The following is a 21,986-nucleotide window of genomic DNA, read 5'->3' as shown; positions in this document are numbered from 1 at the left end:
TTCCCCTTTTACTAGTCGACTGGTCTACTCAGGAGCCGTTATGTCCGCTGAAAAGCTGTTTACCCCACTGAAAGTGGGTGCCGTTACTGCCCCAAACCGCGTGTTTATGGCCCCACTTACCCGTCTGCGCAGCATCGAGCCGGGCGATATCCCAACGCCATTGATGGGTGAGTATTACCGTCAGCGCGCCAGCGCGGGCCTGATTATTTCCGAAGCCACGCAGATTTCTGCCCAAGCAAAAGGCTACGCCGGTGCGCCGGGTCTGCACAGCCCGGAACAGATCGCCGCGTGGAAAAAAATCACCGCAGGCGTGCATGCTGAAGATGGTCGTATTGCCGTTCAGCTGTGGCACACCGGTCGTATCTCACACAGCAGCATCCAGCCTGGCGGTCAGGCGCCGGTTTCGGCCTCTGCCCTGAACGCCAATACCCGCACTTCCCTGCGCGATGAAAACGGTAATGCGATCCGCGTCGACACCACCACGCCACGCGCGCTGGAGCTGGACGAGCTCCCGGGTATTGTGAATGATTTCCGTCAGGCCGTCGCCAACGCCCGTGAAGCGGGCTTCGACCTGGTTGAGCTTCACTCTGCGCACGGTTACCTGCTGCATCAGTTCCTGTCCCCGTCTTCCAACCAGCGTACCGACCAGTACGGCGGCAGCGTTGAAAACCGCGCGCGTCTGGTGCTTGAAGTGGTGGATGCTGTCTGTAATGAGTGGAGCGCAGACCGCATTGGTATTCGTGTCTCCCCGATCGGTACTTTCCAGAACGTCGACAACGGTCCGAACGAAGAAGCAGACGCGCTGTATCTGATTGAAGAGCTGGCGAAACGCGGTATCGCCTATCTGCACATGTCCGAGCCGGACTGGGCAGGTGGCAAGCCTTACAGTGAAGCCTTCCGTCAGAAAGTGCGCGAGCGCTTCCACGGCGTGATTATCGGGGCGGGTGCGTATACGGCAGAGAAAGCCGAGGATTTGATAGGTAAAGGCCTGATCGACGCCGTGGCCTTTGGCCGTGACTACATTGCTAACCCGGATCTGGTTGCCCGTTTGCAGAAAAAAGCCGAACTGAACCCGCAGCGTCCTGAAAGCTTCTATGGCGGCGGCGCGGAAGGTTATACCGACTACCCTTCACTGTAATCCCGCTTTGTACATTGATAGCGGCGACCTTTCGCCGCTATACTAAAACATCGTTTCTGTTCAAAAAGATAATCCATTCCACTGGTTAATGAGGAAATTATGCGCCTACTTCACACCATGCTGCGCGTTGGCGACCTGCAACGTTCCATCGATTTCTACACTAACGTTCTGGGCATGAAGCTGCTGCGCACCAGCGAAAATCCGGAATATAAATACTCCCTGGCGTTTGTCGGTTACGGCCCGGAATCTGATGAAGCGGTCATCGAGCTGACCTACAACTGGGGCGTGGACAGCTACGAGCTGGGTACGGCTTACGGCCACATCGCGCTGGAAGTGGATAACGCCGCCGAAGCCTGCGAACGTATCCGCAGCAATGGCGGTAACGTCACCCGTGAAGCCGGTCCGGTTAAAGGCGGTACCACCGTAATTGCGTTTGTGGAAGATCCGGACGGTTATAAAATCGAACTGATCGAAGCCAAAGACGCTGGTCGCGGTCTGGGCAATTGATCCCGCAGGGCGCACTATGCGCCCGTTGTTTTGCTGCATCCCCTCTCAAAATTTGCCATAATGCGCACTGCTTTTTCCCCCTTGTAAGAGACCCTGATGTCCGATAACGCTCAATTTACCGGTCTGTGCGACCGTTTTCGTGGTTTTTATCCCGTTGTCATTGATGTAGAAACAGCCGGATTTAACGCTAAAACCGATGCGCTGCTTGAGATTGCCGCCATCACGCTGAAGATGGATGAACAGGGCTGGCTTGTACCGGACACCACGCTGCATTTCCACGTTGAACCCTTTGAAGGGGCAAACTTACAGCCAGAGGCGCTGGCCTTTAACGGTATCGATCCGACAAACCCGCTGCGCGGGGCGGTAAGCGAATACGAGGCGCTGCACGCCATTTTCAAAATGGTGCGCAAAGGCATGAAAGAGAATGACTGTAGCCGCGCCATCATGGTGGCCCACAATGCCACCTTTGATCACAGCTTCACTATGGCTGCCGCCGAGCGTGCCTCGCTCAAGCGTAATCCATTCCATCCGTTTGTGACCTTCGACACCGCCGCGCTGAGCGGCCTGGCGCTGGGGCAAACCGTGCTCTCTAAAGCCTGCATCACGGCGGGTATTGCGTTTGACGGCACCCAGGCGCATTCCGCGTTATACGACACCGAGCGTACGGCGGAGCTGTTCTGTGAGATCGTCAACCGCTGGAAACGTCTCGGCGGCTGGCCGCTGCCGATGGGCGACGAGGCCGATCTTCAATCGTAGGTTGGGTAATCAACAGCCCCACAGGCAAAAAAAAGCGACCAACATAATGTGGTCGCTTTTTTATATCCGCAGAAAACTTACTCTGCGTCCGGCTCTTCGGTTTTATACTTCGCCGCAGTCTCTTTGATCAGCTGTTGCAGTTCGCCGCGCTGATACATTTCAATCAGGATGTCGCATCCGCCGACCAGTTCACCATCAACCCACAGCTGTGGGAAGGTCGGCCAGTTGGCGTATTTTGGCAGTTCAGCGCGAATGTCCGGGTTTTGCAGGATATCAACGTAAGCAAAACGCTCACCACAGGCGGACAGCGCCTGAACCGCTTGCGCGGAGAAGCCGCAGCTTGGCAGCTTCGGAGAACCTTTCATGTACAGGAGAATCGGGTTTTCAGCGATCTGGCGCTGAATTTTTTCAATAGTGGTGCTCATGTCTTGCTTCCTTTAACTTCTGTTACGGCATCAGTCTGACATTGTAGCGGGTCAGGCCGACATCGGAAAATAACATTTTTGTCACGTCTAATTATTTTATCGCTTATCGCATAAAGTTGCATTGCTAATGTCGTTTATCCCCAGACGCGATGCGGTTTTGCTTAAGGAACGAACAGGAGTGCGTCAGAATGGTGAATTTTTTTGCACTTGCTAACGAAACATAATTTTTGAATGAAAAATGCTATTAACTTCTTCTGATTTTATGGATTAGAATCGACAGGTTTTGTAAATCTCACGCGGGTATGCATTGTGGCCTGCATTTATCAGGGGACTGCCCAGTGGCGCGGATAACTAAAATCTCGATGACGCTCTGTGCTTTACTGTTTACCACACTCTCATTTACGCCAGCGGCGAACGCCTCTGAACAGGCGCGGCATTCTGCTGTACAAAAATCGCATCTGGCAAAAACCACAGAACGTAAGAAAAAAACCACCAGTAAAACAGTAAAGAAGAAAACCACCGCTCAGACCAAAAAGACCGCCTCCAGTAAACCCAAAACTCTCCGTTCCGGCACGCACAAAACCACCCGCACGACCGCCAGCCTGGTGAATGAAAAATGCACCGTGCGCAAAGGCCATAAAACGAAATGCGCAAAAGTGACGAAGCTGGCTGACGTGCATAAAGCGCGTATGCAGAAAGCGCAAAAAACGGCGATGAACAAACTGATGGGGCAAATAGGTAAACCGTATCGCTGGGGTGGCACCTCTCCGCGCACCGGTTTTGACTGTAGTGGGCTGGTTTATTATGCCTATAAAGATCTGGTGAAGTTTCGCATTCCACGCACCGCCAATGAGATGTACCATCTGCGCGACGCCGCGCCTGTAAACCGTGGCGAACTGCAAAATGGCGACCTGGTGTTCTTCCGCACCCAGGGACGCGGTACGGCCGATCACGTTGGGGTGTATGTGGGTAACGGTAAATTTATCCAGTCACCGCGCAGCGGTCAGGACATTCAGATCACCTCTCTCAGCGAAGATTATTGGGTGCGCCACTATGTGGGTGCGCGCCGCGTGATGACGCCAAAAACCATTCGCTAAACCCTGCCCTGCCGCCTCCATGGCAGGGTAAGTTCCTCTTTTGCATACCCTTTCAATTTGCTATTCTGTCCTTGTTGTCTGTAGGGTTATTGGCAACGTATAAAACTATAAGGAGAGAAGCAATGTCGTTCGAATTACCTGCACTACCGTATGCAAAAGACGCCCTGGCCCCGCACATTTCCGCGGAAACCCTGGAGTACCATTACGGCAAGCATCACCAGACCTATGTCACCAACCTGAACAATCTGATCAAGGGCACCGATTTTGAAGGCAAAACGCTGGAAGAGATCGTGCGCAGTTCAGACGGCGGCGTATTCAACAACGCCGCACAGGTGTGGAACCACACCTTCTACTGGCACTGCCTGGCCCCCAATGCAGGCGGAGAACCTACCGGTGAGCTGGCGGCAGCGATTAACGCCGCGTTCGGCAGTTTCGCGGATTTTAAAACGAAGTTTACTGACGCAGCCGTTAAAAACTTTGGCTCCGGCTGGACCTGGCTGGTAAAAGAGGCTGATGGCAAACTGGCTATCGTTTCCACTTCTAATGCGGGTACCCCTCTGACCACCAGCGCCACGCCGCTGATGACCGTGGACGTATGGGAACACGCCTATTACATTGATTACCGTAATGCGCGCCCGAACTACCTGGAACACTTCTGGGCACTGGTTAACTGGGAATTTGTTGCGAAGAACTTCGCCGCGTAAGAGACACGCAGAAGGGGCAGCCCTTCTGCGTTTTTGTTTATTCCGCCGTACACACCGCTTCAGGCTGTTTACGACCAGACATAATCACCAGCAGCAGGCCGAGTGCAGCAATGATCGCCCCCATCACCGGCACAAAGCTGTAACCCAAACCACCTGAGATCACCGCCCCGCCCGCTGCGGCCCCCAGCGCATTGCCCAGGTTAAACGCACCGATATTCACCGACGAAGAGAGCCCCGGCGCTTCGTGCGCAACGCGCATTACGCGCATCTGCAACGGTGGCACCACGGCAAAGGTTGCGGCGCCCCACACCACCATGGCAATCGCGGCACCCACTTCGTTACGCGCCAGCCACGGAATCGCCACCATGATGACAATCAGCAGCGTTAAAAAACCTTTCAGTGTTCCACTGACGGAGCGGTCGGCAAATTTCCCACCAAGATAGTTGCCAATCGAGAACCCGACACCAATCAGCACCAGCATCGCGGTAACAAAGAGTGGCGTTGCGTGGGTAATGTCGTGCAGCACCGGGGAGATATAGGTGTAGAGCGTAAACATCGCCCCGGCCCCCAGTACCGTGGTAAGCAGCGCGGACAACACCTGAGGACGCATCAGCACCGCCAGCTCTTTACGTACTTCCGGACGTTCTCCCGCACTTCCTTTCGGCAGTGAGAAGAACAGCGCAACCATCGCGACCACGCCCAGTCCGGCGGTTGCGAGGAAAGACATACGCCAGCCGATGGCCTCTCCCAGCCAGGTGGCAGCGGGAACGCCGCCGATATTAGCGATGGTGAGGCCCATGAACATAGTGGCTACCGCGCTGGCCTGCTTATGTTTTGGCACCACGCTGGCGGCAACAACCGAGCCCAGTCCGAAGAAGGCGCCATGGTTGAGGCTGGTCAGAATGCGCGAAAGCATCAGAGTGGTGTAATCGGGCGAAATCGCGGAAAGCACATTTCCGAGAGTGAAAATCGCCATCAGGAAAATCAGCGCATTGCGGCGAGCGCGGTGGGAAAGCAGCAGCGTCATCAGCGGCGCGCCCACCATCACGCCAATCGCGTAGGCGCTAATTAACATACCGGCCGCAGGAATTGAGACGTCCACACCCCGGGCGATAACAGGCAATAACCCCATCGGGGAGAATTCAGTGGTGCCAATCCCAAAGGCGCCAATCGCCAGGGCCAGCAGGGGAAAATTGATTTTCATGAAGAGACTCCGGATACCGTGCCATAACCCGGCACAGAACTAAGAAGTCAAAAGCATGACATCAATCACAAAAAATGAGAAGTTAACATTTTGGCAAAAGATTTTTGCCGGAGAGGTAACAATAGCGGCAAGAGAGGGAGAAGGTTCTCCCCCCTCCTGAATCAGTGCAGCGCAGCGGTTAAACCACCCGCAACAATCAGGGCAAGAACAACAATGGTGGTAAACAGCGAAAACTTCAGATCGGTACTCATCAATTTTTCTCCTTTTATTCACCCTACGAAAAGTGAGCTTGCTCATTTTTACACAGTTCAGGTCAAAAATCTTCCAGGATTTAAGCGGATATCCACTTTACCTCTTCCCCTTTTCATCAAGATAGGACAAAATTCCACGCTAAATTTATTAGCGTACCGGCCACTGACCCCCTCCTGACGTCCTGTGTCGTTTTCCCGGCGTGTCGCAACTCATGTTTGCGTGATAAGGGTGAGAGAAGGCAAACGTTTACCTTCAATTTTTTCAGGAGCTTAGGATATGGTCTGGAGTGACATTTAATGGCAACAATTAAAGACGTAGCAAAACGCGCAAACGTTTCCACTACAACCGTATCACATGTTATTAACAAAACGCGTTTCGTCGCTGAAGAGACGCGTAATGCCGTCTGGGCGGCAATCAAAGAGCTGCACTACTCGCCAAGTGCGGTCGCCCGCAGCTTGAAGGTTAATCACACCAAATCGATTGGTCTGCTGGCCACCAGCAGTGAAGCGGCCTACTTTGCTGAAATCATCGAAGCCGTTGAAAAAAACTGCTTCCAGAAAGGCTATACCCTGATTCTGGGCAACGCGTGGAACAACATTGAAAAACAGCGCGCTTACCTGTCAATGATGGCGCAAAAGCGCGTCGACGGCCTGCTGGTAATGTGTTCTGAATACCCCGAGTCGGTCCTTTCTATGCTGGAAGAGTATCGCCACATTCCGATGGTGGTCATGGACTGGGGCGAAGCGCGCGCAGACTTTACCGACTCCGTTATTGATAACGCCTTTGAAGGCGGCTACATGGCGGGGCGTTATCTGGTAGAACGCGGTCATCGTGAAATTGGCGTGATCCCGGGTCCGCTGGAGCGTAACACCGGAGCTGGCCGTCTGGCCGGTTTCATGAAAGCGATGGAAGAGGCGCTGATCACCGTGCCGGAAAACTGGATTGTTCAGGGCGACTTCGAGCCGGAGTCGGGCTATCGCGCCATGCAGCAGATCGTCTCCCAGCCGCATCGCCCTACCGCGGTGTTCTGCGGCGGCGACATCATGGCGATGGGCGCGCTCTGCGCGGCGGATGAACTCGGCCTGCGCGTCCCGCAGGATATCTCGGTGATCGGCTATGACAACGTGCGCAACGCCCGCTTCTTTACCCCGGCGCTGACCACCATTCACCAGCCGAAAGATTCGCTGGGTGAAACGGCCTTCAACATGCTGCTGGACAGGATCGTCAACAAGCGTGAACAGTCCCAGTCCATTGAAGTTCACCCGCGCCTGATTGAACGCCGTTCCGTTGCGGACGGTCCGTTCCGCGACTACCGTCGTTAATCTCATTACGGGGCCAGCTATGCTGGTTCCCGCAACCACTCCCGGTTCAGCGTTTCGCTGTCGCCCAGATAATCCAGCAGCCAGGCCATGGCGGGCGAGACGTCGTTTTGCTGCCACGTCAGACAGCACGCGGCATCCGGGAAGGGGTTTTCCAGCGTCAAGGCCACCCACTCTCCCGCGTCGATGCGCGGGCGCGCAAAATGCACCGGCACCATGCCAACGCACAGCCCCGCGCTCAGACAGGTGGCTGACGACTCCCAGTCCGGTGCGACCACGCGGCGCTGATTATCCAGCAGCCAGGTAATGCGCTTGGGCAGCGAGCGGGAGGTATCTTCCAGCACCAGCGAGGGCCAGTTGCGTAAGGTGTCATCGCTCAGCGGACCTTCCAGCGCCGCCAGCGGGTGATCGCGCGCGACCACGCAGGTCCAGCTCAGCATGCCCATGTCGCGAAACGCGTAGCGCCCCCCAACCGGGATCGCCTGGGTTGCACCAATCGCCATCTCCGCCCTGCCGTCCGCCAGCGCATCCCAGACGCCGTTGAACACTTCCTGCGAAACACGCAGTTCGACGTCGGAAAAATGACGATAGAAATCGACGATCATCTGCCGGGTCCGCTCCGGCTTAACGATGTTATCCACCGCGATAGCGAGATGCCCGCGCCAGCCGTTGGCGATCTGCTGGCACTGCTCACGGGTGATCTGCATTTTTTTGATAACAGACCGCCCTTCCTTCAAAAACCACGCTCCGGCAGGCGTGAGCTCCACGTCGCGATGACGCCGCTCGAACAGCGGCACCGCCAGCCACGCTTCCAGCTGGCGCACCGTATAGCTGATAGCCGAGGGAACGCGATGCAGCTCCTGGGCGGCACCGGTAAAGCTGCCGTTACGCGCCACGGCATCAACCACTTCAAGGGAATAATCTGACCACATATTTAGCCTGCAAAATTTTTGAATGCACCCGCCAAATATTAGCGTTTCACAAGCCGCTTTACACTCCCTACACTCTGCGCCAACGTACACCTGCCTCCTCAGGAGAAAAAACAGTGCAACCCAGGAAAGGATTTTTAGTCTGGCTCGGCGGCTTAAGCGTGCTGGGCTTTTTGGCGACCGATATGTATCTGCCCGCGTTCGCCGCGATGCAGGAAGATTTGCAAACCCCTGCCGCCGCCATCAGCGCCAGTTTAAGTTTGTTCCTCGCCGGCTTTGCTTTTGCGCAATTGCTGTGGGGGCCGCTCTCGGATCGTTTCGGCCGTAAGCCCGTCCTGTTGTTGGGTCTGGCGATTTTTGCCGTAGGCTGTCTGGGCATGCTGTGGGTCCGCGATGCCGCCTGGCTGCTGGCGCTGCGCTTTATTCAGGCGGTCGGTGTCTGCGCCGCAGCGGTGACCTGGCAGGCGCTGGTGACCGATTACTACCCCGCCTCGCGCACTAACCGCATATTCGCCACTATTATGCCGCTGGTCGGCCTGTCGCCGGCGCTTGCCCCGTTACTGGGCAGCTGGATCCTGGCGCATTTCGACTGGCAGGCCATTTTCGCCACGCTCTTTGCTATTACGCTGGTCCTGATGCTGCCTGCTTTCGGGCTTAAACCTGCGCATAAAAAAGAGACGCATCCGGACGCAAAGCCCATCACCTTTACCTCTTTACTGCGGTCGAAAGCCTATCGCGGTAACGTGCTGATTTATGCTGCCTGCTCTGCCAGCTTCTTTGCCTGGCTAACCGGTTCGCCGTTCATTCTGCATGACATGGGCTACAGCCCGGCGGCTATCGGCCTGAGCTATGTACCACAGACCATCGCCTTCCTGGTGGGTGGCTATGGCTGTCGCGCCGCGCTGCAAAAATGGGGAGGCCAACAGATGCTGCCCTGGCTGCTGGTTTTGTATGCGCTAAGCGTGATTGCGACCTGGGCTGTCGGCTTTATTCCCGGCGCCGGGCTTGCAGAAATTTTGATTCCGTTCTGCGTCATGGCGATCGCTAACGGGGCCATCTACCCTATTGTTGTAGCCCAGGCGTTGCGTCCATTTCCGCAGGCGACAGGCCGCGCTGCCGCGCTGCAAAATACCCTGCAACTTGGCCTGTGCTTCCTGGCAAGTCTCGTGGTCTCTGCGTTGATTGCAACCCCGCTGCTCACCACTACCAGCGTGATGCTGGTCACCGTTGCGCTGTCGGGTTTGGGCTATCGCATGCAGTCCTCAGCCCATCGCGAGCAGAGTGAAAACGCGCAGACAGAAACGTCGCACGCCTGATTGCGCGGGAAACTATGTTAAATACCAGTGATTAGGTTGCTAACAATTTTCTGTTGAATCACCAAATTTTGCGGCCTATACTAAATTTGGTTCGATTAAATACGATAAATATTAAGTGTTAACGGGAGCCGGAGCGCTCCCGTTTTACCATGGAAGGCATTTCGGCAAGGGTTATCTCCCTTCCTCTGTTCTACGTCGGATATTAGCCTCGCGGGCATTTACCGTGAGATTTCTCACAAACCAAAAAAGCGTCTACGCTGTTTTAAGGTTCTGATCACAGCAAGGTGATGGAGAAGCTATGAGTTCATCGTGTATAGAAGAAGTCAGCGTTCCGGACGATAACTGGTCCCGGATCGTCAGCGAACTATTGGGACGTGCGGGCATTACGATTAATGGCTCATCCCCCTCCGATCCCCAGATAAAGCATCCCGATTTTTTCAAACGCGTGTTACAGGAGGGGTCGTTAGGGCTGGGTGAAAGCTATATGGACGGCTGGTGGGAGTGTGAGCGGCTGGATATGTTCTTCTCCAGCGTATTACGCGCCGGTCTTGAAAAACAGCTCCCTCGTCATTTCAAAGATACCTTACGCATTGCCTCCGCCCGCCTGTTCAATCTGCAAAGTAAAAAACGGGCGTGGATCGTCGGTAAAGAGCATTACGACCTGGGCAACGATCTGTTCAGCCGTATGCTCGATCCTTTAATGCAGTACTCCTGCGGATACTGGAAAAAAGCGACGACCCTGGAAGAGGCGCAGCAGGACAAGCTGCAACTGATCTGCGATAAATTGCAGTTACAGCCCGGTATGCGTGTGCTGGACATCGGCTGTGGCTGGGGTGGTCTTGCCTGGTTTATGGCGAAAAATTACGGCGTCAGCGTAGTCGGCGTCACGATTTCCGCTGAACAGCAGAAGATGGCGCAGGAACGCTGTCTGGGTCTGGATGTTGATATTCGGCTTCAGGACTACCGCGACCTGAACGAGCAGTTCGATCGCATTGTTTCCGTAGGTATGTTCGAGCACGTGGGGCCGAAGAACTACAAGACTTACTTCGAGGTCGCCGATCGTAACCTGAAGCCTGAGGGAATTTTCCTGCTACACACCATCGGCTCTAAACGCACCGATAACAATGTGGATCCCTGGATCAACAAATATATCTTCCCGAATGGCTGTTTACCCTCTGTTCGCCAGATTGCGAACGCCAGCGAACCGCATTTTATTGTGGAAGACTGGCATAACTTCGGCGCAGATTACGACACCACCCTGATGGCCTGGCATGAACGTTTCCAGGCTGCATGGCCTGAAATCGCCGACAACTATTCGGAACGATTCAAACGGATGTTTAGCTATTATCTGAATGCCTGTGCGGGCGCGTTCCGTGCGCGGGATATACAGCTTTGGCAGGTGGTGTTTAGTCGTGGGATTGAGCACGGTCTGCGTGTGGCTCGCTGAAAAAATAACCCCGGTTAACCGGGGTTATTTTTTATTCTTCTTCCATGGTTTTAATTATCGCCGCCTCTTTCGCCGCCAGTACGCGCTCAACGGTATCCACGACCGCCTGGGTCTGGGGATCAATTTCGATATTTACGCGCTGCCCCAGTTTTTTTGCGCCAAGCGTAGTACGTTGCAGCGTTTCAGGAATTAAATGCACGCAAAAACGCGTTGGCGTCACTTCACCGACGGTCAGACTAATCCCATCGATGCCAATAAATCCTTTATAAAGGATGTATTTCATTAATGACGGATCCTGCACCTTAAACCAGATTTGACGGTTATTTTCCGAGGTCACGATTTTCGCCACTTCTGCGGTGGTCATAATATGGCCCGACATCAGATGCCCGCCAATCTCATCGCTGAATTTCGCCGCGCGTTCAACGTTGACGATATCTCCCACCACCAGTTCACCCAGGTTAGTGATACGCAGCGTCTCTTTCATTAAATCAAAGCTAATCTGGTTACCGTTAATTTCGGTCACCGTCAGGCAGCAGCCGTTATGCGCTATCGACGCCCCGGTTTCAATGCCGTCGAGCATATATTCAGGCAGCTCAACCACGTGAGTGCGGAAATTCGGTTTTTCATCAATGGACACCACTTTGGCAGTGCCCTGCACAATACCAGTAAACATGCTTACAGCTCCTGTTCATTCCGAACGGCGATGACACCGTATAATCCCACCACAATAACAGTTGAAAAAACAGGTTGCCAGTGATGCGCAATTTCTGGCGATTTTTTCACTAGATAATTAGTTAAACCCCGCTACAATAGCTGGCATCCCTCTGTTTTTTCTTCTTGCTGCCAGTAACGGCGGCCTTTTTAGTCTCTCAAATAACTACAATACAAAGGTGTTCACGTGCAGAAGTATATGATCGAAGCGCGTCAGTTATTGGCACTGGCCATACCGGTGATCGTCGCGCAGGTAGCCCAAACCGCAATGGGATTTGTGGATACGGTAATGGCCGGTGGTTACAGCGCCACCGATATGGCCGCCGTGGCGATCGGAACCTCAATCTGGCTTCCGGCCATTCTTTTTGGTCACGGCCTGCTGCTGGCGCTGACGCCGGTTATCGCGCAGCTTAACGGCTCCGGTCGACGCGACCGCGTGGCCCATCAGGTGCGCCAGGGCTTCTGGCTGGCCGGGGGTGTCTCCGTCCTGATTATGATCGTCCTGTGGAACGCCGGGTATATTATTCGCGCCATGCATAATATCGACCCGGCGCTGGCGGATAAGGCGGTCGGTTATCTGCGTGCCCTGCTCTGGGGCGCGCCCGGCTATCTGTTCTTCCAGGTGGCACGTAACCAGTGTGAAGGGCTGGCAAAAACCAAGCCGGGCATGGTGATGGGCTTTATCGGCTTGCTGGTGAACATTCCCGTGAACTATATCTTCATTTACGGTCATTTTGGCATGCCGGAACTCGGCGGCGTGGGCTGCGGCGTGGCAACGGCTGCGGTGTACTGGGTGATGTTCGGCTGTATGCTCACCTACATTAAACATGCGCGATCCATGCGTGACATTCGTAACGACACCTCGTTCAGCGCACCTGACTGGACGCTCATGACCCGTCTCATTCAGCTGGGGTTACCCATTGCGCTGGCGCTGTTCTTCGAAGTGACGCTGTTTGCCGTCGTCGCCCTGCTGGTCTCGCCGTTAGGGATTATTGATGTCGCAGGACACCAGATCGCCCTGAACTTCAGCTCTTTGATGTTCGTCCTGCCGATGTCCCTGGCTGCCGCGGTGACGATTCGCGTGGGCTTCCGTCTGGGGCAAGGCTCGACGCTGGACGCGCAAACGGCAGCCCGCACCGGCCTCGGCGTCGGCGTCTGCATGGCAGTCTGTACCGCGCTCTTTACCGTGCTGTTGCGTGAGCAAATTGCCCTGCTCTATAACGACAACCCGGAGGTAGTGACCCTGGCCTCGCATCTGATGCTGCTGGCGGCCATTTATCAGATCTCTGACTCCATCCAGGTGATTGGCAGCGGCGTGCTGCGTGGGTATAAAGATACGCGTTCCATCTTCTTCATCACCTTTATCGCTTACTGGGTGCTGGGTCTGCCGTGCGGGTACATTCTGGCGCTCACGGATCTGGTGGTGGATCGCATGGGGCCAGCCGGATTCTGGATGGGCTTTATCATCGGCTTAACGTCTGCGGCCATTATGATGATGCTGCGTATGCGCTTCCTGCAACGTCAGCCGTCTGCGGTAATTTTGCAGCGCGCTGCACGTTAATGACACAGTAGCCGCCGGCTGGCGGCTACTTTCTCTTCACTTTGCGCGGTAATGAAGCAATCGCGTGAAATCAGAGAGAAAAATGTATTTTCCCTCTTGCCACCTTGGGGCTGTGCCGCTAATATTCGTCCCCGTTGTCACCGACAACACAATGCGTTCATAGCTCAGTTGGTTAGAGCACCACCTTGACATGGTGGGGGTCGTTGGTTCGAGTCCAATTGAACGCACCATTCTGCGTCTGTAGCTCAGTTGGTTAGAGCACCACCTTGACATGGTGGGGGTCGATGGTTCGAGTCCATTCAGACGCACCAATCTGTTTTCTCGCACATTTCATTCCCGTTCAGCCTCATGCAGAGGCAGCAAACCTTTTAAGCACATCGAAAGTGACCTCCAGCCCGTGCGTGCCGCGAAAGAGCGGAATGGCATAAGCCCCATCAGGTTAGCAAAACGCCCGGCGTTTGCCGGGCGTGAAAACAACGTCAATCAATGATTACGGCTTATGTTCAATCGCCGGGTTGTTGTTGATGGCGATGCGCTGCGGTTTCTCTTCTTCCGGGATATCCTGGTGTAATTCAATCGCCAGCAAGCCGTTTTCCAGCGAAGCGCCGGTTACTTTCACATGCTCCGGCAGACTATAGCTGGCCCGGAAATCGCTGCGGCTGATACCCCGATGGATCCACCCTTCTTCGCCGTTTTCGGTTTTCTCTTCTTCACGTTTACCGCTGATATTCAGCTGACCGCCAACGGTTTCAATTTCCAGTTCGCTCTCTTTCCAGCCCGGCACGCTCAGCGTCAGTTCATAGCGGTTATCACCCACCCGCCGGATATTGTAAGAAGGCGTGGAGGGCAACGGCGTACTGCCGGTTAGCTGGCTAAAAAGGCGATCGATACGGTTAAAACGGTCCGCAAACAGAGAGTCGGAGAGATCGTTCAACATGGGAAAAGCTCTCAGAGTCATCATGTACCTCCTGAACAGTAAAAAAGAATATTCAAAAAGTTCATGTCTTACGGGCAGGTATTCCTTACCCGCTTTCTATATGAGGTTACCGCACAATATTTCAACCTCAGGAGCCTGCAAAATGTAGCTGGAACCTAAAAAACGCAACGGGCCGTTAAGCCCGTTATTCGTTACATCATCGCAGTTCTATCACTCTCGCCCGCTCAGCCTGCTTTCGGTAGTGGTCATATCGCTCCCGGAACCATGCCTGCTGTTCATTACTCATATTGCCGGTCACGGCATCGATATCAACTGGCTGGCCCAGGGCGTACATACGGGCAAAACTGCGTGCCAGAAAATCAAAATTCTTTAATGCGTTAATATCTTGTCGCTTCATTAGCATATCCCTCCAGTCATTGTGATTACTGTTCAAGGTCATATGCTTTTCTGATCTCAGTATCCGCCTGAAAAAGATCGTTTTTTGAGCGATGCGTGCGCATCCATCTGCCAGTGTTCACATTTCAGGAACGACAAAACTCTTCTGCCCTGGTCATAATTTTCCCTCCCTTTTATCAATCATGCAGAAAACATAAACGCCAGCCATGCAGTAAGTTCGCCATGTAGCCGGAAGGTGCGAACGGCATGCTTTAATGCCAGACGCTGTAACAGGTCGCCCAGCGCGTTCAGGTGGGTTTCCACCTGCAAGCGTCTTATCAGTTCGAATAACAGACAAAGAACGTTTACACTGGCGGATTAATACTGATTTCCTGAACAAACGGGTAAATGGGTGAATCCGGGCTTGTTGGCCATATAGAGAAGGGCGCATGTAGGTTGCCGCGGTTGTGTATCGAACTGCGCATTGTTTTCTACAACACGCTGCTCCTGGCCTTTCACGGCTGTTTTCTTTTTCGTCTGCGCTTGCCTGGCGGAGGGGGAGGGTTTTACCTGCCGGGGCAGTTCGGAGGCACCATAACCTGAACAGAATCGCTTCGACTGGCTCAGACTTCCGTCATTGCAGACAAAACGACCATCCGATGTACAGTGTGCTATGCCATCTTTTGAGCCCGAGCAGGGCTGTCTTCCACGGGCGGCATCAGCCTGCATGTTAAAAAGTACACTGACCGTAAGATGGAGAATTCTCCTGATAAAATCAGCTGGTTCTCCTCACTGACGCTGTGCAGGTCAAGCCCGCCGGCGAAGTTACCGTACTTTTTAACCCCCATCACATACAGATAATCGTTAAACCTGGGACCAAACAGTCTTTCCTTTCAGAAATCAGGCAGAATCATATCTAATCAGCCAGGGTCAATTGAATTGACCTTCCCATAAGTTCAGGAAGGGGCGCAACATCCCCTCTTCAAAACGTCTTAATTTTTTCCTTCATTGAATGATTTAACCTTTCTCCTGCTACGCTTATTTTATGGTTCAGAAATGCAGGAACGCTTTCGATGAAAAAAATCGCCATTATCGGCTCAGGTCCAACAGGGATTTATACCTTTTACTCACTTCTTAACAACGCAGCACCGCTTTCGATCACCGTGTTCGAAAAGGCAGACCAACCCGGTGTCGGGATGCCCTACAGCGACGAGGATAATTCCCGGCTGATGCTGGCGAACATCGCCAGTATCGAAATTCCGCCCATTTTTATTACCTATCTCGACTGGCTCAAACAGCAGAGTGCGGCCCATCTTGCCCGCTATAACGTCGATAGTGAGAAACTGCACGACCGGCAATTCCTGCCGCGTATTCTGTTGGGTGAATATTTTCACGATCGGTTTCTTGCCGTCGTTGCTGAGGCGAAAAAGTCTGGCTTTCATGTCGAGGTGCACCCCAACGCAGAAGTCACGGATATTAAGGCTGATGCAGACGGCGTGGCCCTTTCAGTGAACGATGCCCCTTTCTCAAGGCGGTTTGATCTTGCGGTTGTTGCCACCGGCCACGTCTGGCCTGATGAAGATGAAACCACCCGCGCATATTTCCCAAGCCCATGGTCAGGGCTGATGGACGCGGAGATCCGAGCCTGTGAGGTGGGGATCATGGGTACTTCCCTCAGCGGGCTGGACGCTGCAATGGCGGTTGTGATGCAGCATGGCCGGTTTAGCGGGGAGCAGTTCGTTGTCAATAAAGGCAGCGAAGGGCTAAAAATCACGCTGATGTCCCGCACGGGCGTTCTGCCGGAGGCCGACTTTTACTGCCCTATCCCTTATGAACCGCTGTCCGTGTTAACGGAGTCTGTGGCGGAAAGTGAAATCGCCAAAGGCCCGGACGGGCTGCTTGACCGCATCTTTGCGCTGATGGTGAAAGAGCTCGAGCTGGCCGATCCGCGCTGGTGCCAGGCGATATCGCTCGGTACGCTGAATGCCGACACGCTTCGTGATGTCTGGTTTGAGGATCGTAAAAAGCATGGCCCTTTCACCTGGGCCGAAGCGAATCTGAAAGAAGTGGAGCGCAACAAGCGCGAAAAACGCACCGTTGCCTGGCGCTATACCGTGCTTCGTCTGCATGAAGTGGTTCAGGCCATCGTCCCTTCACTCAGTGAGCGTGACAGAGAGCGGTTTAAATCCGGGCTGGAGCGTGTGTTTATCGATAATTATGCCGCCATTCCACCGCAGTCTATCCGCCGTTTACTGGCGCTGCGCGAGGCAGGGATCATTAGCGTGGTCGCACTCGGTGATAATTACGACCTGGATATCGGCAGCGATCAGACCGTCATCACCACGGCAGAAAAGCGTTACCGCTTCGACGTGTTTATTGATGCGCGCGGGCAAAAGCCACTCAGAAACAAGGACATTCCCTTCCCCACCCTGCGTAAACAGCTTGCGGAAACCGGCGATGACGTCCCGGACGTGGGGGAAGACTATACGTTGCTGGCGCCTGCATCACTGCGGGGGCGCATCGCTTTTGGGGCGATCCCCTGGCTGATGCACGATCATCCCTTTGTTCAGGGTTTGTCAGAGTGCGCTGAAATTGGTAAAGCGATGGCGAAAGCGGCTGGAAAACCTGCGACAGGCGTGCGAAGGAAGTTACCATTCATGGAATTTTAACAGAGCTTCCCTGCCCTGCGGGGTCGGGTTACTCGAAGAAGACGTCCGGGTTTTCCGACAGCGACACGAACGATTTAGTGTTCTTGTCCAGGGCAAGGATTTTGCCGCTTTCAATGTCATATACCCAGCCGTGCAGGCGAATGGCGTTGTTGCGCAGGCCTACCGCCACCGACGGATGGGTCTTTATATTGCTCAGCTGCGCAAAGACGTTCTCCTGCACCATCGCATTCACCTTATCGATTGGCTTATCCCAGGTTTTCTTCTCAACCACCGCTTTTGCCGCATCAGAATAGCGCAGCCAGTGGGAAACGGCCGGCATCGGCTCCAGATCGGCGTTGTCAGCAATCGCCTTCATTGCGCCGCAGTTGGAGTGGCCGCAAATAACGATATCGGTCACGCCCAGGGCAACAACAGCATATTCGATGGTCGCAGAGACACCGCCAGGCTCCGGCCCGAACGGTGGCACAATGTTGCCCGCGTTTCGAATGACAAAGAGCTGTCCTGGCTCCTGTTGCGTAACCAGTTCCGGAACCAGACGGCTGTCGGAGCAGGAGATGAACAGCGCTTTGGGATTCTGACTGGACGCTAAACTACGAAAAAGCTCTTTACGTTGCGGGAAAATCTCTTTTTGAAAGCTGAGAAAACCTTCAATGATATGTTGCATAGCCATTTCTCTTTTATCTGTTTTAGTTTAGGTATGATCGCGATCACACTCGTAAAATTTAACCACCGCACCTTAGCGGAGACAAGCAATATATTTCTGGCCCGACCGCTGCACGATCTCATCCGCGTTCGCCGGGATGTTCTGCCCTTCAAAGGCCCCGTACAGGCGCTGGTACGTTTTCCCTGTCAGTCGACCGATCATCGACTCAACGGTGCGGGCAGGCAGCGGCAGCATATTCGGATAACTCCACATAAACGACACGGCGTCCTGACCGGGCGTAACCTGCAAAATATCACCGGCCAGCAGCACGCCGTCGCCTGACTGCCAGTGCAGCACCGTGCCGCCGGCAAAATGCCCGCCCAGCCGCAGAAGAGTCACCAAAGGCATAATCTCCAGGGCGTCCTCCTCCCAGAAGCGTATCGCCGGGCTGTCACGCATCACCCACTGCCGATCGCTGGCGTGCAGGTAGATCGGTGCGTTAAACGCCGCGGCCCACTCCTGCATGGTGGTGTAGTAATGCGGGTGCGAAATCGCGATCGCGCTGATTCCCCCGAGCGCGTCAACTAACGCTCTGGTCGCGGGATCAAGATTGGCGATGCAGTCCCACAGAACATTGCCCTGTGGCGTACGCAGCAGGAGCGCCCGCTGGTTGATGGCAAAAGCGGGAACGGTTTTGATGCTGAACAGCTGCGGCTCCAGCTGTTGCCATTTGTTGGTGTGCGTGGTCGTAAGGCTGTCGAAGTCCGTCCATGCCTGGCCCGTCACCGGGACATACTGGCGCTCATCGTCGCAAATCGGGCAGTTTTTGGGCTGTTCATCGTAAGCGGTACCGCAGGTTTTACAGAGTGTAATCATCGGCTTTCCTCAGCAATAAAGCACTGAGTATGGCAGGGATTATCCATATGTGCTGAGGGGTGCCTGGCCCGCTTTTTTTGACTTATACTGTGCGAGTATCAAAAACTGAATAACGCAGGTGGCACATGGAAATTGATCTCGATAACTTAGTCTTTAACGGGCTGGATGAAGCAGAAGAGCGCAACGCGGAACGTCTCGACGATGCGGATAAAAAAGCCCAGGCGATTGTCGCCGATGACGACTGCGGCGATGCCTGCAAGATCTGAAGAAAAAGCACCGGGCTCCCCGGTGCTTTTTTTTATGAATGCCTTTTGCTACCCGCTATCAGATCTCCGGCGTTTTGCTAAACCCGGTCAGCATCAGGATCAGGCTTTGGGTAGATGACCCCGTCTCAAACTGATAGTGATTTCCCTGACGATCGCCGCCGATATACCACGAAATGTCGGTTTTCCCTTCTGCCAGCGCCTTGCGCACCGCTTTATCCACGTCCACCATCCGGTATTCGCGGGAGTGGTTCAGGTACAGCACCGCATCCGAGCGATAGTTGCAGGACGGTCGTGACTGCCAGCTCACGGTGGCCGGTTCCCAGTCGTTACTCGCCGGATAGAAGAAGATTTGATCCGCGCCGTCAGTTTCCACTTTCCCGCCATAAATTCTCACGCGGTATTTAAACTGGGCAGGATCCTGTCCGGCAGGCAGCGGAGGGATGTTGAACTTCACCAGCGACAATGTTTCGCTGTTTTTCGTGCGTCCACCGTTCTTCCAGTTATCCTGCACCAGTAAGACCTGGGGATCGGGCTGTGAAAGTGCCGGTTCCATGCTGCTGAGCCAGACGTTAGCCTTCGCTTTTGAATAACCATACGGCACGGTGGTGCCGCAATCCATTCCCCGGTTCATGCACAGGTCGGTCATAAATCGCGCGGCATCTTCCGTCCAGCCGTTCATGAAGTCAGCATGCGCCGTATACAGGCTCCCCCACCGCTCTTCACGCTCACTGCCATGCATGATGGGGTCGAGGGAAAGCTGGACTTTACTGGTATCCAGAGAGCTAATTGTCGGGAGCACGTACGCAATATTCATGTTCACCGTCGGGATCTTCACCGGGAAGGCGGACGGACACTGTCCTTTCGTATCGTAGGTGGCGTTAGCCAGGCCGTGGGCGGGCTTCAGGTTGACCCCGTCCCAGCAGTTCGGGAACTGAATGCCGATATTAAACTGCACGGCATCCTTCGCCTTGCGTAAGCCGCAGACTTCACCCGTTCTGGTGGTGTAGCCCTTGCCATTGGCGCATAAAAAGGTGATATGCGGATTTGGCGCGGTGCCATGATGATCGCCCGCCAGCAGCGACAGCCCCGGCGGAAACGGATGAAGCGGCCAGGCGTCAACATTCGATGCCTGATAATAGGTTTTTTGATAGGCGGGTTTGACCACCGTTCCGTCCGGCAATTTTAGCGACGGAGCCCAGTAGGCCGAGCTGTCTGCTTTGTTATCGCAGGTGGTCTTTTCCTGGGTACGCAGAGATTCACGGCTGGAGTAAGCATCCGCGTGCACGTTACCAAAAAAATCGTGCAGCATAGCCTCATTGGGCATGCCGAACATCATAATGGCATCATCGCCGAGGGTGTGGGAATAACTGCATACAACATGCGCCTGTGGACCAGCGTGTACCGCCTGCATGGTAAGCAGAAGTGCGGAGGCAGAAAGCGCGGGGGTTAATACTGTCCGTTTCATTATTATCTCCATTTGTGAAAGGAGATAGTGGTAACAAAACGGCCATCATTTACCGAGGATTAGCCTGGGTATTTTTCCCTTCATCCTCGCTTTACAGACACCACGCACAGCTCATTCCAGTACATTTCGCGCGTCCGGCGCAGTTCAGCGTGACGTTTTATCATGGAACCACTCCGGGTCGATGTTGGCTACGTCCACGCCATACAGGCTGGCGACAGGTAGTATTGACTCAAGAACACGTTGCGCGCTGTTCTCCGCATTCATTGGTCGGGGCGCAAATAACCGCCGTAACGTGCTTATCCATTTTTTCATCGTCATTACCCTTCTCGCTTAACCTGTCCTCAGTTAAACACCCAAATTGCGCCCGGGGGAAATATCAAAATCCACTGTCGATGTGCAGGATCTGCAAATAGCGCCCCGCCGTCTGCTCTCTTCTTTAACACCTTGTTCACTCATGCTTTTTTTCTCATAGCAAAGAACGATTTCTTATTTGGCGATAGCTTTCCCTTATGGGAGCGTAACGGGGTAAAACAAAAACAACGGGATGGCATATGACTATGGCTGCAAAAATGAAAGAGTTTAAAAAACGGGCGCAGGTTCTGGGATTAGTGGCAGCCTGGGGCCTGGTTTCAGCGCAGGCGCAGGCCGATCGGCTGGTGGATATCAAGGCAGCAGGCGTGGTGAAAGTGGCCACGTTTGATGCCAATCCACCCTTTGGCTCGATTGATGCCAAAACGCATGAGATCGTGGGTTACGACGTGGACTTCGCCAAAGCGCTGGCGAAATCGCTCGGCGTCAAGCTTGAACTGGTCGCCACTAATCCGGCTAACCGTATACCGCTGCTACAGTCCGGAAAAGCGGATCTCATCGTGGCGGATATCACCATCACTCCGGAACGCGCACAGGTCATTGATTTCTCGACGCCTTACTTCGTCACCGGCCAGCAGTTTCTGGTTCCGGCAAAATCACCGGACAAGCTTGATGACTATAGCCGGGCACGCATTGGCGCCGTAAAAGGTACGACGGGCGAACAGGCGCTGCACCAGCGTTTTCCGCAGTCCCGCGTCCTCTCTTACGATGACATCCCGCTGGCGCTTACGGCACTGCGCAATGGCAACGTGCAGGCCATTACCCAGGACAGCACCATTCTGGCCGGTCTGCTGGCGCAGGCGCCGGATAAAGCCGACTTCAAAATCCTGCCCGACCTGCTCAGTAAAGAAGAGATTGGCGTGGGGGTGAAAAAGGGTGAAACGGCGCTGCTGAAAGCCGTTAACGATGAGCTGGTAACCCTGGAGAAAAACGGCCAGGCGGCAAAAATCTATGACGTCTGGTTCGGTCCAGGCACCCCAGCTCCACAGCCTCGTAACTTTAAAATAGAAGCCCGGTAAT

General features: G+C 54.3%; 24 protein-coding genes and 2 tRNA genes. 14 read left to right on the top strand and 12 right to left on the bottom strand.

Annotated elements, in window-relative coordinates:
- The first annotated feature begins 40 nt into the window (after window positions 1-40).
- From nemA to rnt, 3 genes are all read left to right on the top strand, one after another.
- A complete protein-coding gene (gene nemA, locus ACWKXX_RS05200; protein ID WP_017384603.1) occupies window positions 41-1,138 on the top strand; it encodes an alkene reductase in 1,098 nt (365 codons plus the stop codon).
- Between the two features lie 99 nt (window positions 1,139-1,237).
- Window positions 1,238-1,645 carry a lactoylglutathione lyase gene (gene gloA / locus ACWKXX_RS05195; protein WP_003857623.1) on the top strand — a complete coding sequence of 136 codons (408 nt, stop codon included), beginning with the start codon at window positions 1,238-1,240 and terminating at the stop codon, window positions 1,643-1,645.
- A 96-nt stretch (window positions 1,646-1,741) separates the two neighbouring features.
- Complete coding sequence (gene rnt / locus ACWKXX_RS05190) at window positions 1,742-2,401, top strand: ribonuclease T (RefSeq protein WP_003857625.1); 660 nt, start codon at window positions 1,742-1,744, stop codon at window positions 2,399-2,401.
- A 77-nt stretch (window positions 2,402-2,478) separates the two neighbouring features.
- Here rnt and grxD read toward each other — a convergent pair whose 3' ends face one another.
- Window positions 2,479-2,826: a monothiol glutaredoxin 4 gene (gene grxD, locus ACWKXX_RS05185; protein WP_003832760.1), complete on the bottom strand. Its 348-nt coding sequence runs from the start codon at window positions 2,824-2,826 to the stop codon at window positions 2,479-2,481.
- A 338-nt stretch (window positions 2,827-3,164) separates the two neighbouring features.
- On the opposite strand from grxD, the gene ACWKXX_RS05180 reads away from it, so the two are divergent.
- Window positions 3,165-3,923 carry a C40 family peptidase gene (locus ACWKXX_RS05180; protein WP_017384605.1) on the top strand — a complete coding sequence of 253 codons (759 nt, stop codon included), beginning with the start codon at window positions 3,165-3,167 and terminating at the stop codon, window positions 3,921-3,923.
- Between the two features lie 122 nt (window positions 3,924-4,045).
- Window positions 4,046-4,627 carry a superoxide dismutase [Fe] gene (sodB, locus tag ACWKXX_RS05175; RefSeq protein WP_023296387.1) on the top strand — a complete coding sequence of 194 codons (582 nt, stop codon included), beginning with the start codon at window positions 4,046-4,048 and terminating at the stop codon, window positions 4,625-4,627.
- 37 nt (window positions 4,628-4,664) lie between these two features.
- On the opposite strand, the gene ACWKXX_RS05170 is transcribed toward sodB, so the two are convergent.
- Both ACWKXX_RS05170 and cydH read right to left on the bottom strand, forming a co-directional pair.
- Window positions 4,665-5,831, bottom strand: a complete 1,167-nt coding sequence (locus ACWKXX_RS05170) for an MFS transporter (RefSeq protein WP_045329736.1) — start codon at window positions 5,829-5,831, stop codon at window positions 4,665-4,667.
- 161 nt (window positions 5,832-5,992) lie between these two features.
- On the bottom strand, window positions 5,993-6,082 hold the full coding sequence (cydH, locus tag ACWKXX_RS05165; RefSeq protein ID WP_003857632.1) for a cytochrome bd-I oxidase subunit CydH: 90 nt from the start codon (window positions 6,080-6,082) through the stop codon (window positions 5,993-5,995).
- A 297-nt stretch (window positions 6,083-6,379) separates the two neighbouring features.
- On the opposite strand from cydH, the gene purR reads away from it, so the two are divergent.
- Complete coding sequence (purR, locus tag ACWKXX_RS05160; RefSeq protein WP_003857634.1) at window positions 6,380-7,405, top strand: HTH-type transcriptional repressor PurR; 1,026 nt, start codon at window positions 6,380-6,382, stop codon at window positions 7,403-7,405.
- Between the two features lie 17 nt (window positions 7,406-7,422).
- Here the strand turns inward: purR and punR are convergent, their stop codons facing one another.
- Complete coding sequence (gene punR, locus ACWKXX_RS05155; RefSeq protein WP_003857638.1) at window positions 7,423-8,334, bottom strand: DNA-binding transcriptional activator PunR; 912 nt, start codon at window positions 8,332-8,334, stop codon at window positions 7,423-7,425.
- 113 nt (window positions 8,335-8,447) lie between these two features.
- Between punR and punC the strand changes: the two genes are divergently transcribed.
- Together punC and cfa are read left to right on the top strand one after the other, a co-directional pair.
- On the top strand, window positions 8,448-9,647 hold the full coding sequence (gene punC, locus ACWKXX_RS05150) for a purine nucleoside transporter PunC (RefSeq protein ID WP_261666278.1): 1,200 nt from the start codon (window positions 8,448-8,450) through the stop codon (window positions 9,645-9,647).
- 298 nt (window positions 9,648-9,945) lie between these two features.
- Window positions 9,946-11,094: a cyclopropane fatty acyl phospholipid synthase gene (gene cfa, locus ACWKXX_RS05145; protein ID WP_017384609.1), complete on the top strand. Its 1,149-nt coding sequence runs from the start codon at window positions 9,946-9,948 to the stop codon at window positions 11,092-11,094.
- 31 nt (window positions 11,095-11,125) lie between these two features.
- Here the strand turns inward: cfa and ACWKXX_RS05140 are convergent, their stop codons facing one another.
- Window positions 11,126-11,767: a riboflavin synthase gene (locus ACWKXX_RS05140; protein ID WP_015570688.1), complete on the bottom strand. Its 642-nt coding sequence runs from the start codon at window positions 11,765-11,767 to the stop codon at window positions 11,126-11,128.
- Window positions 11,768-11,992: 225 nt separating this feature from the next.
- On the opposite strand from ACWKXX_RS05140, the gene mdtK reads away from it, so the two are divergent.
- The 3 genes from mdtK to ACWKXX_RS05125 all read left to right on the top strand — a co-directional run bounded on the left by mdtK (window position 11,993) and on the right by ACWKXX_RS05125 (window position 13,677).
- The gene (gene mdtK, locus ACWKXX_RS05135; RefSeq protein WP_017384611.1) at window positions 11,993-13,366 is read left to right on the top strand and encodes an MdtK family multidrug efflux MATE transporter; all 1,374 of its coding nucleotides are present in this window, start codon (window positions 11,993-11,995) and stop codon (window positions 13,364-13,366) included.
- A 153-nt stretch (window positions 13,367-13,519) separates the two neighbouring features.
- Window positions 13,520-13,596: transfer RNA gene (locus tag ACWKXX_RS05130), tRNA-Val, on the top strand.
- A gap of 4 nt (window positions 13,597-13,600) precedes the next feature.
- Window positions 13,601-13,677, top strand: a tRNA-Val gene (locus ACWKXX_RS05125).
- A 179-nt stretch (window positions 13,678-13,856) separates the two neighbouring features.
- Here the strand turns inward: ACWKXX_RS05125 and ACWKXX_RS05120 are convergent.
- The 3 genes from ACWKXX_RS05120 to ACWKXX_RS05110 all read right to left on the bottom strand — a co-directional run bounded on the left by ACWKXX_RS05120 (window position 13,857) and on the right by ACWKXX_RS05110 (window position 15,002).
- On the bottom strand, window positions 13,857-14,327 hold the full coding sequence (locus tag ACWKXX_RS05120) for an Hsp20 family protein (RefSeq protein WP_026080712.1): 471 nt from the start codon (window positions 14,325-14,327) through the stop codon (window positions 13,857-13,859).
- 172 nt (window positions 14,328-14,499) lie between these two features.
- A complete protein-coding gene (glgS, locus tag ACWKXX_RS05115; RefSeq protein WP_026080713.1) occupies window positions 14,500-14,700 on the bottom strand; it encodes a cell surface composition regulator GlgS in 201 nt (66 codons plus the stop codon).
- Between the two features lie 179 nt (window positions 14,701-14,879).
- Window positions 14,880-15,002: a hypothetical protein gene (locus ACWKXX_RS05110; protein ID WP_254909560.1), complete on the bottom strand. Its 123-nt coding sequence runs from the start codon at window positions 15,000-15,002 to the stop codon at window positions 14,880-14,882.
- Between the two features lie 749 nt (window positions 15,003-15,751).
- Between ACWKXX_RS05110 and ACWKXX_RS05105 the strand changes: the two genes are divergently transcribed.
- Complete coding sequence (locus ACWKXX_RS05105) at window positions 15,752-17,347, top strand: FAD-NAD(P)-binding protein (RefSeq protein WP_109937621.1); 1,596 nt, start codon at window positions 15,752-15,754, stop codon at window positions 17,345-17,347.
- Window positions 17,348-17,375: 28 nt separating this feature from the next.
- Here the strand turns inward: ACWKXX_RS05105 and ACWKXX_RS05100 are convergent, their stop codons facing one another.
- Window positions 17,376-18,011, bottom strand: a complete 636-nt coding sequence (locus tag ACWKXX_RS05100; RefSeq protein ID WP_015570694.1) for a carbonic anhydrase — start codon at window positions 18,009-18,011, stop codon at window positions 17,376-17,378.
- 72 nt (window positions 18,012-18,083) lie between these two features.
- Window positions 18,084-18,866, bottom strand: coding sequence for an MBL fold metallo-hydrolase (locus ACWKXX_RS05095; RefSeq protein ID WP_045338778.1), 783 nt, complete (start codon window positions 18,864-18,866; stop codon window positions 18,084-18,086).
- 125 nt (window positions 18,867-18,991) lie between these two features.
- Between ACWKXX_RS05095 and ACWKXX_RS05090 the strand changes: the two genes are divergently transcribed.
- Window positions 18,992-19,132: a hypothetical protein gene (locus ACWKXX_RS05090; RefSeq protein WP_003857665.1), complete on the top strand. Its 141-nt coding sequence runs from the start codon at window positions 18,992-18,994 to the stop codon at window positions 19,130-19,132.
- Window positions 19,133-19,190: 58 nt separating this feature from the next.
- On the opposite strand, the gene ACWKXX_RS05085 is transcribed toward ACWKXX_RS05090, so the two are convergent.
- Together ACWKXX_RS05085 and ACWKXX_RS05080 are read right to left on the bottom strand one after the other, a co-directional pair.
- Complete coding sequence (locus tag ACWKXX_RS05085) at window positions 19,191-20,597, bottom strand: DUF1996 domain-containing protein (RefSeq protein WP_257438650.1); 1,407 nt, start codon at window positions 20,595-20,597, stop codon at window positions 19,191-19,193.
- Between the two features lie 144 nt (window positions 20,598-20,741).
- Window positions 20,742-20,909: a hypothetical protein gene (locus ACWKXX_RS05080; protein WP_032619795.1), complete on the bottom strand. Its 168-nt coding sequence runs from the start codon at window positions 20,907-20,909 to the stop codon at window positions 20,742-20,744.
- Between the two features lie 245 nt (window positions 20,910-21,154).
- Between ACWKXX_RS05080 and ACWKXX_RS05075 the strand changes: the two genes are divergently transcribed.
- On the top strand, window positions 21,155-21,985 hold the full coding sequence (locus ACWKXX_RS05075) for an ABC transporter substrate-binding protein (protein ID WP_261666477.1): 831 nt from the start codon (window positions 21,155-21,157) through the stop codon (window positions 21,983-21,985).
- The last annotated feature ends 1 nt before the right edge of the window (window position 21,986 follow it).

The organism is Enterobacter sp. UPMP2061, assembly GCF_053709615.1.
Note: the sequence above shows the minus strand (reverse complement) of the source record. Positions and strands in the feature narration are given on the sequence as shown.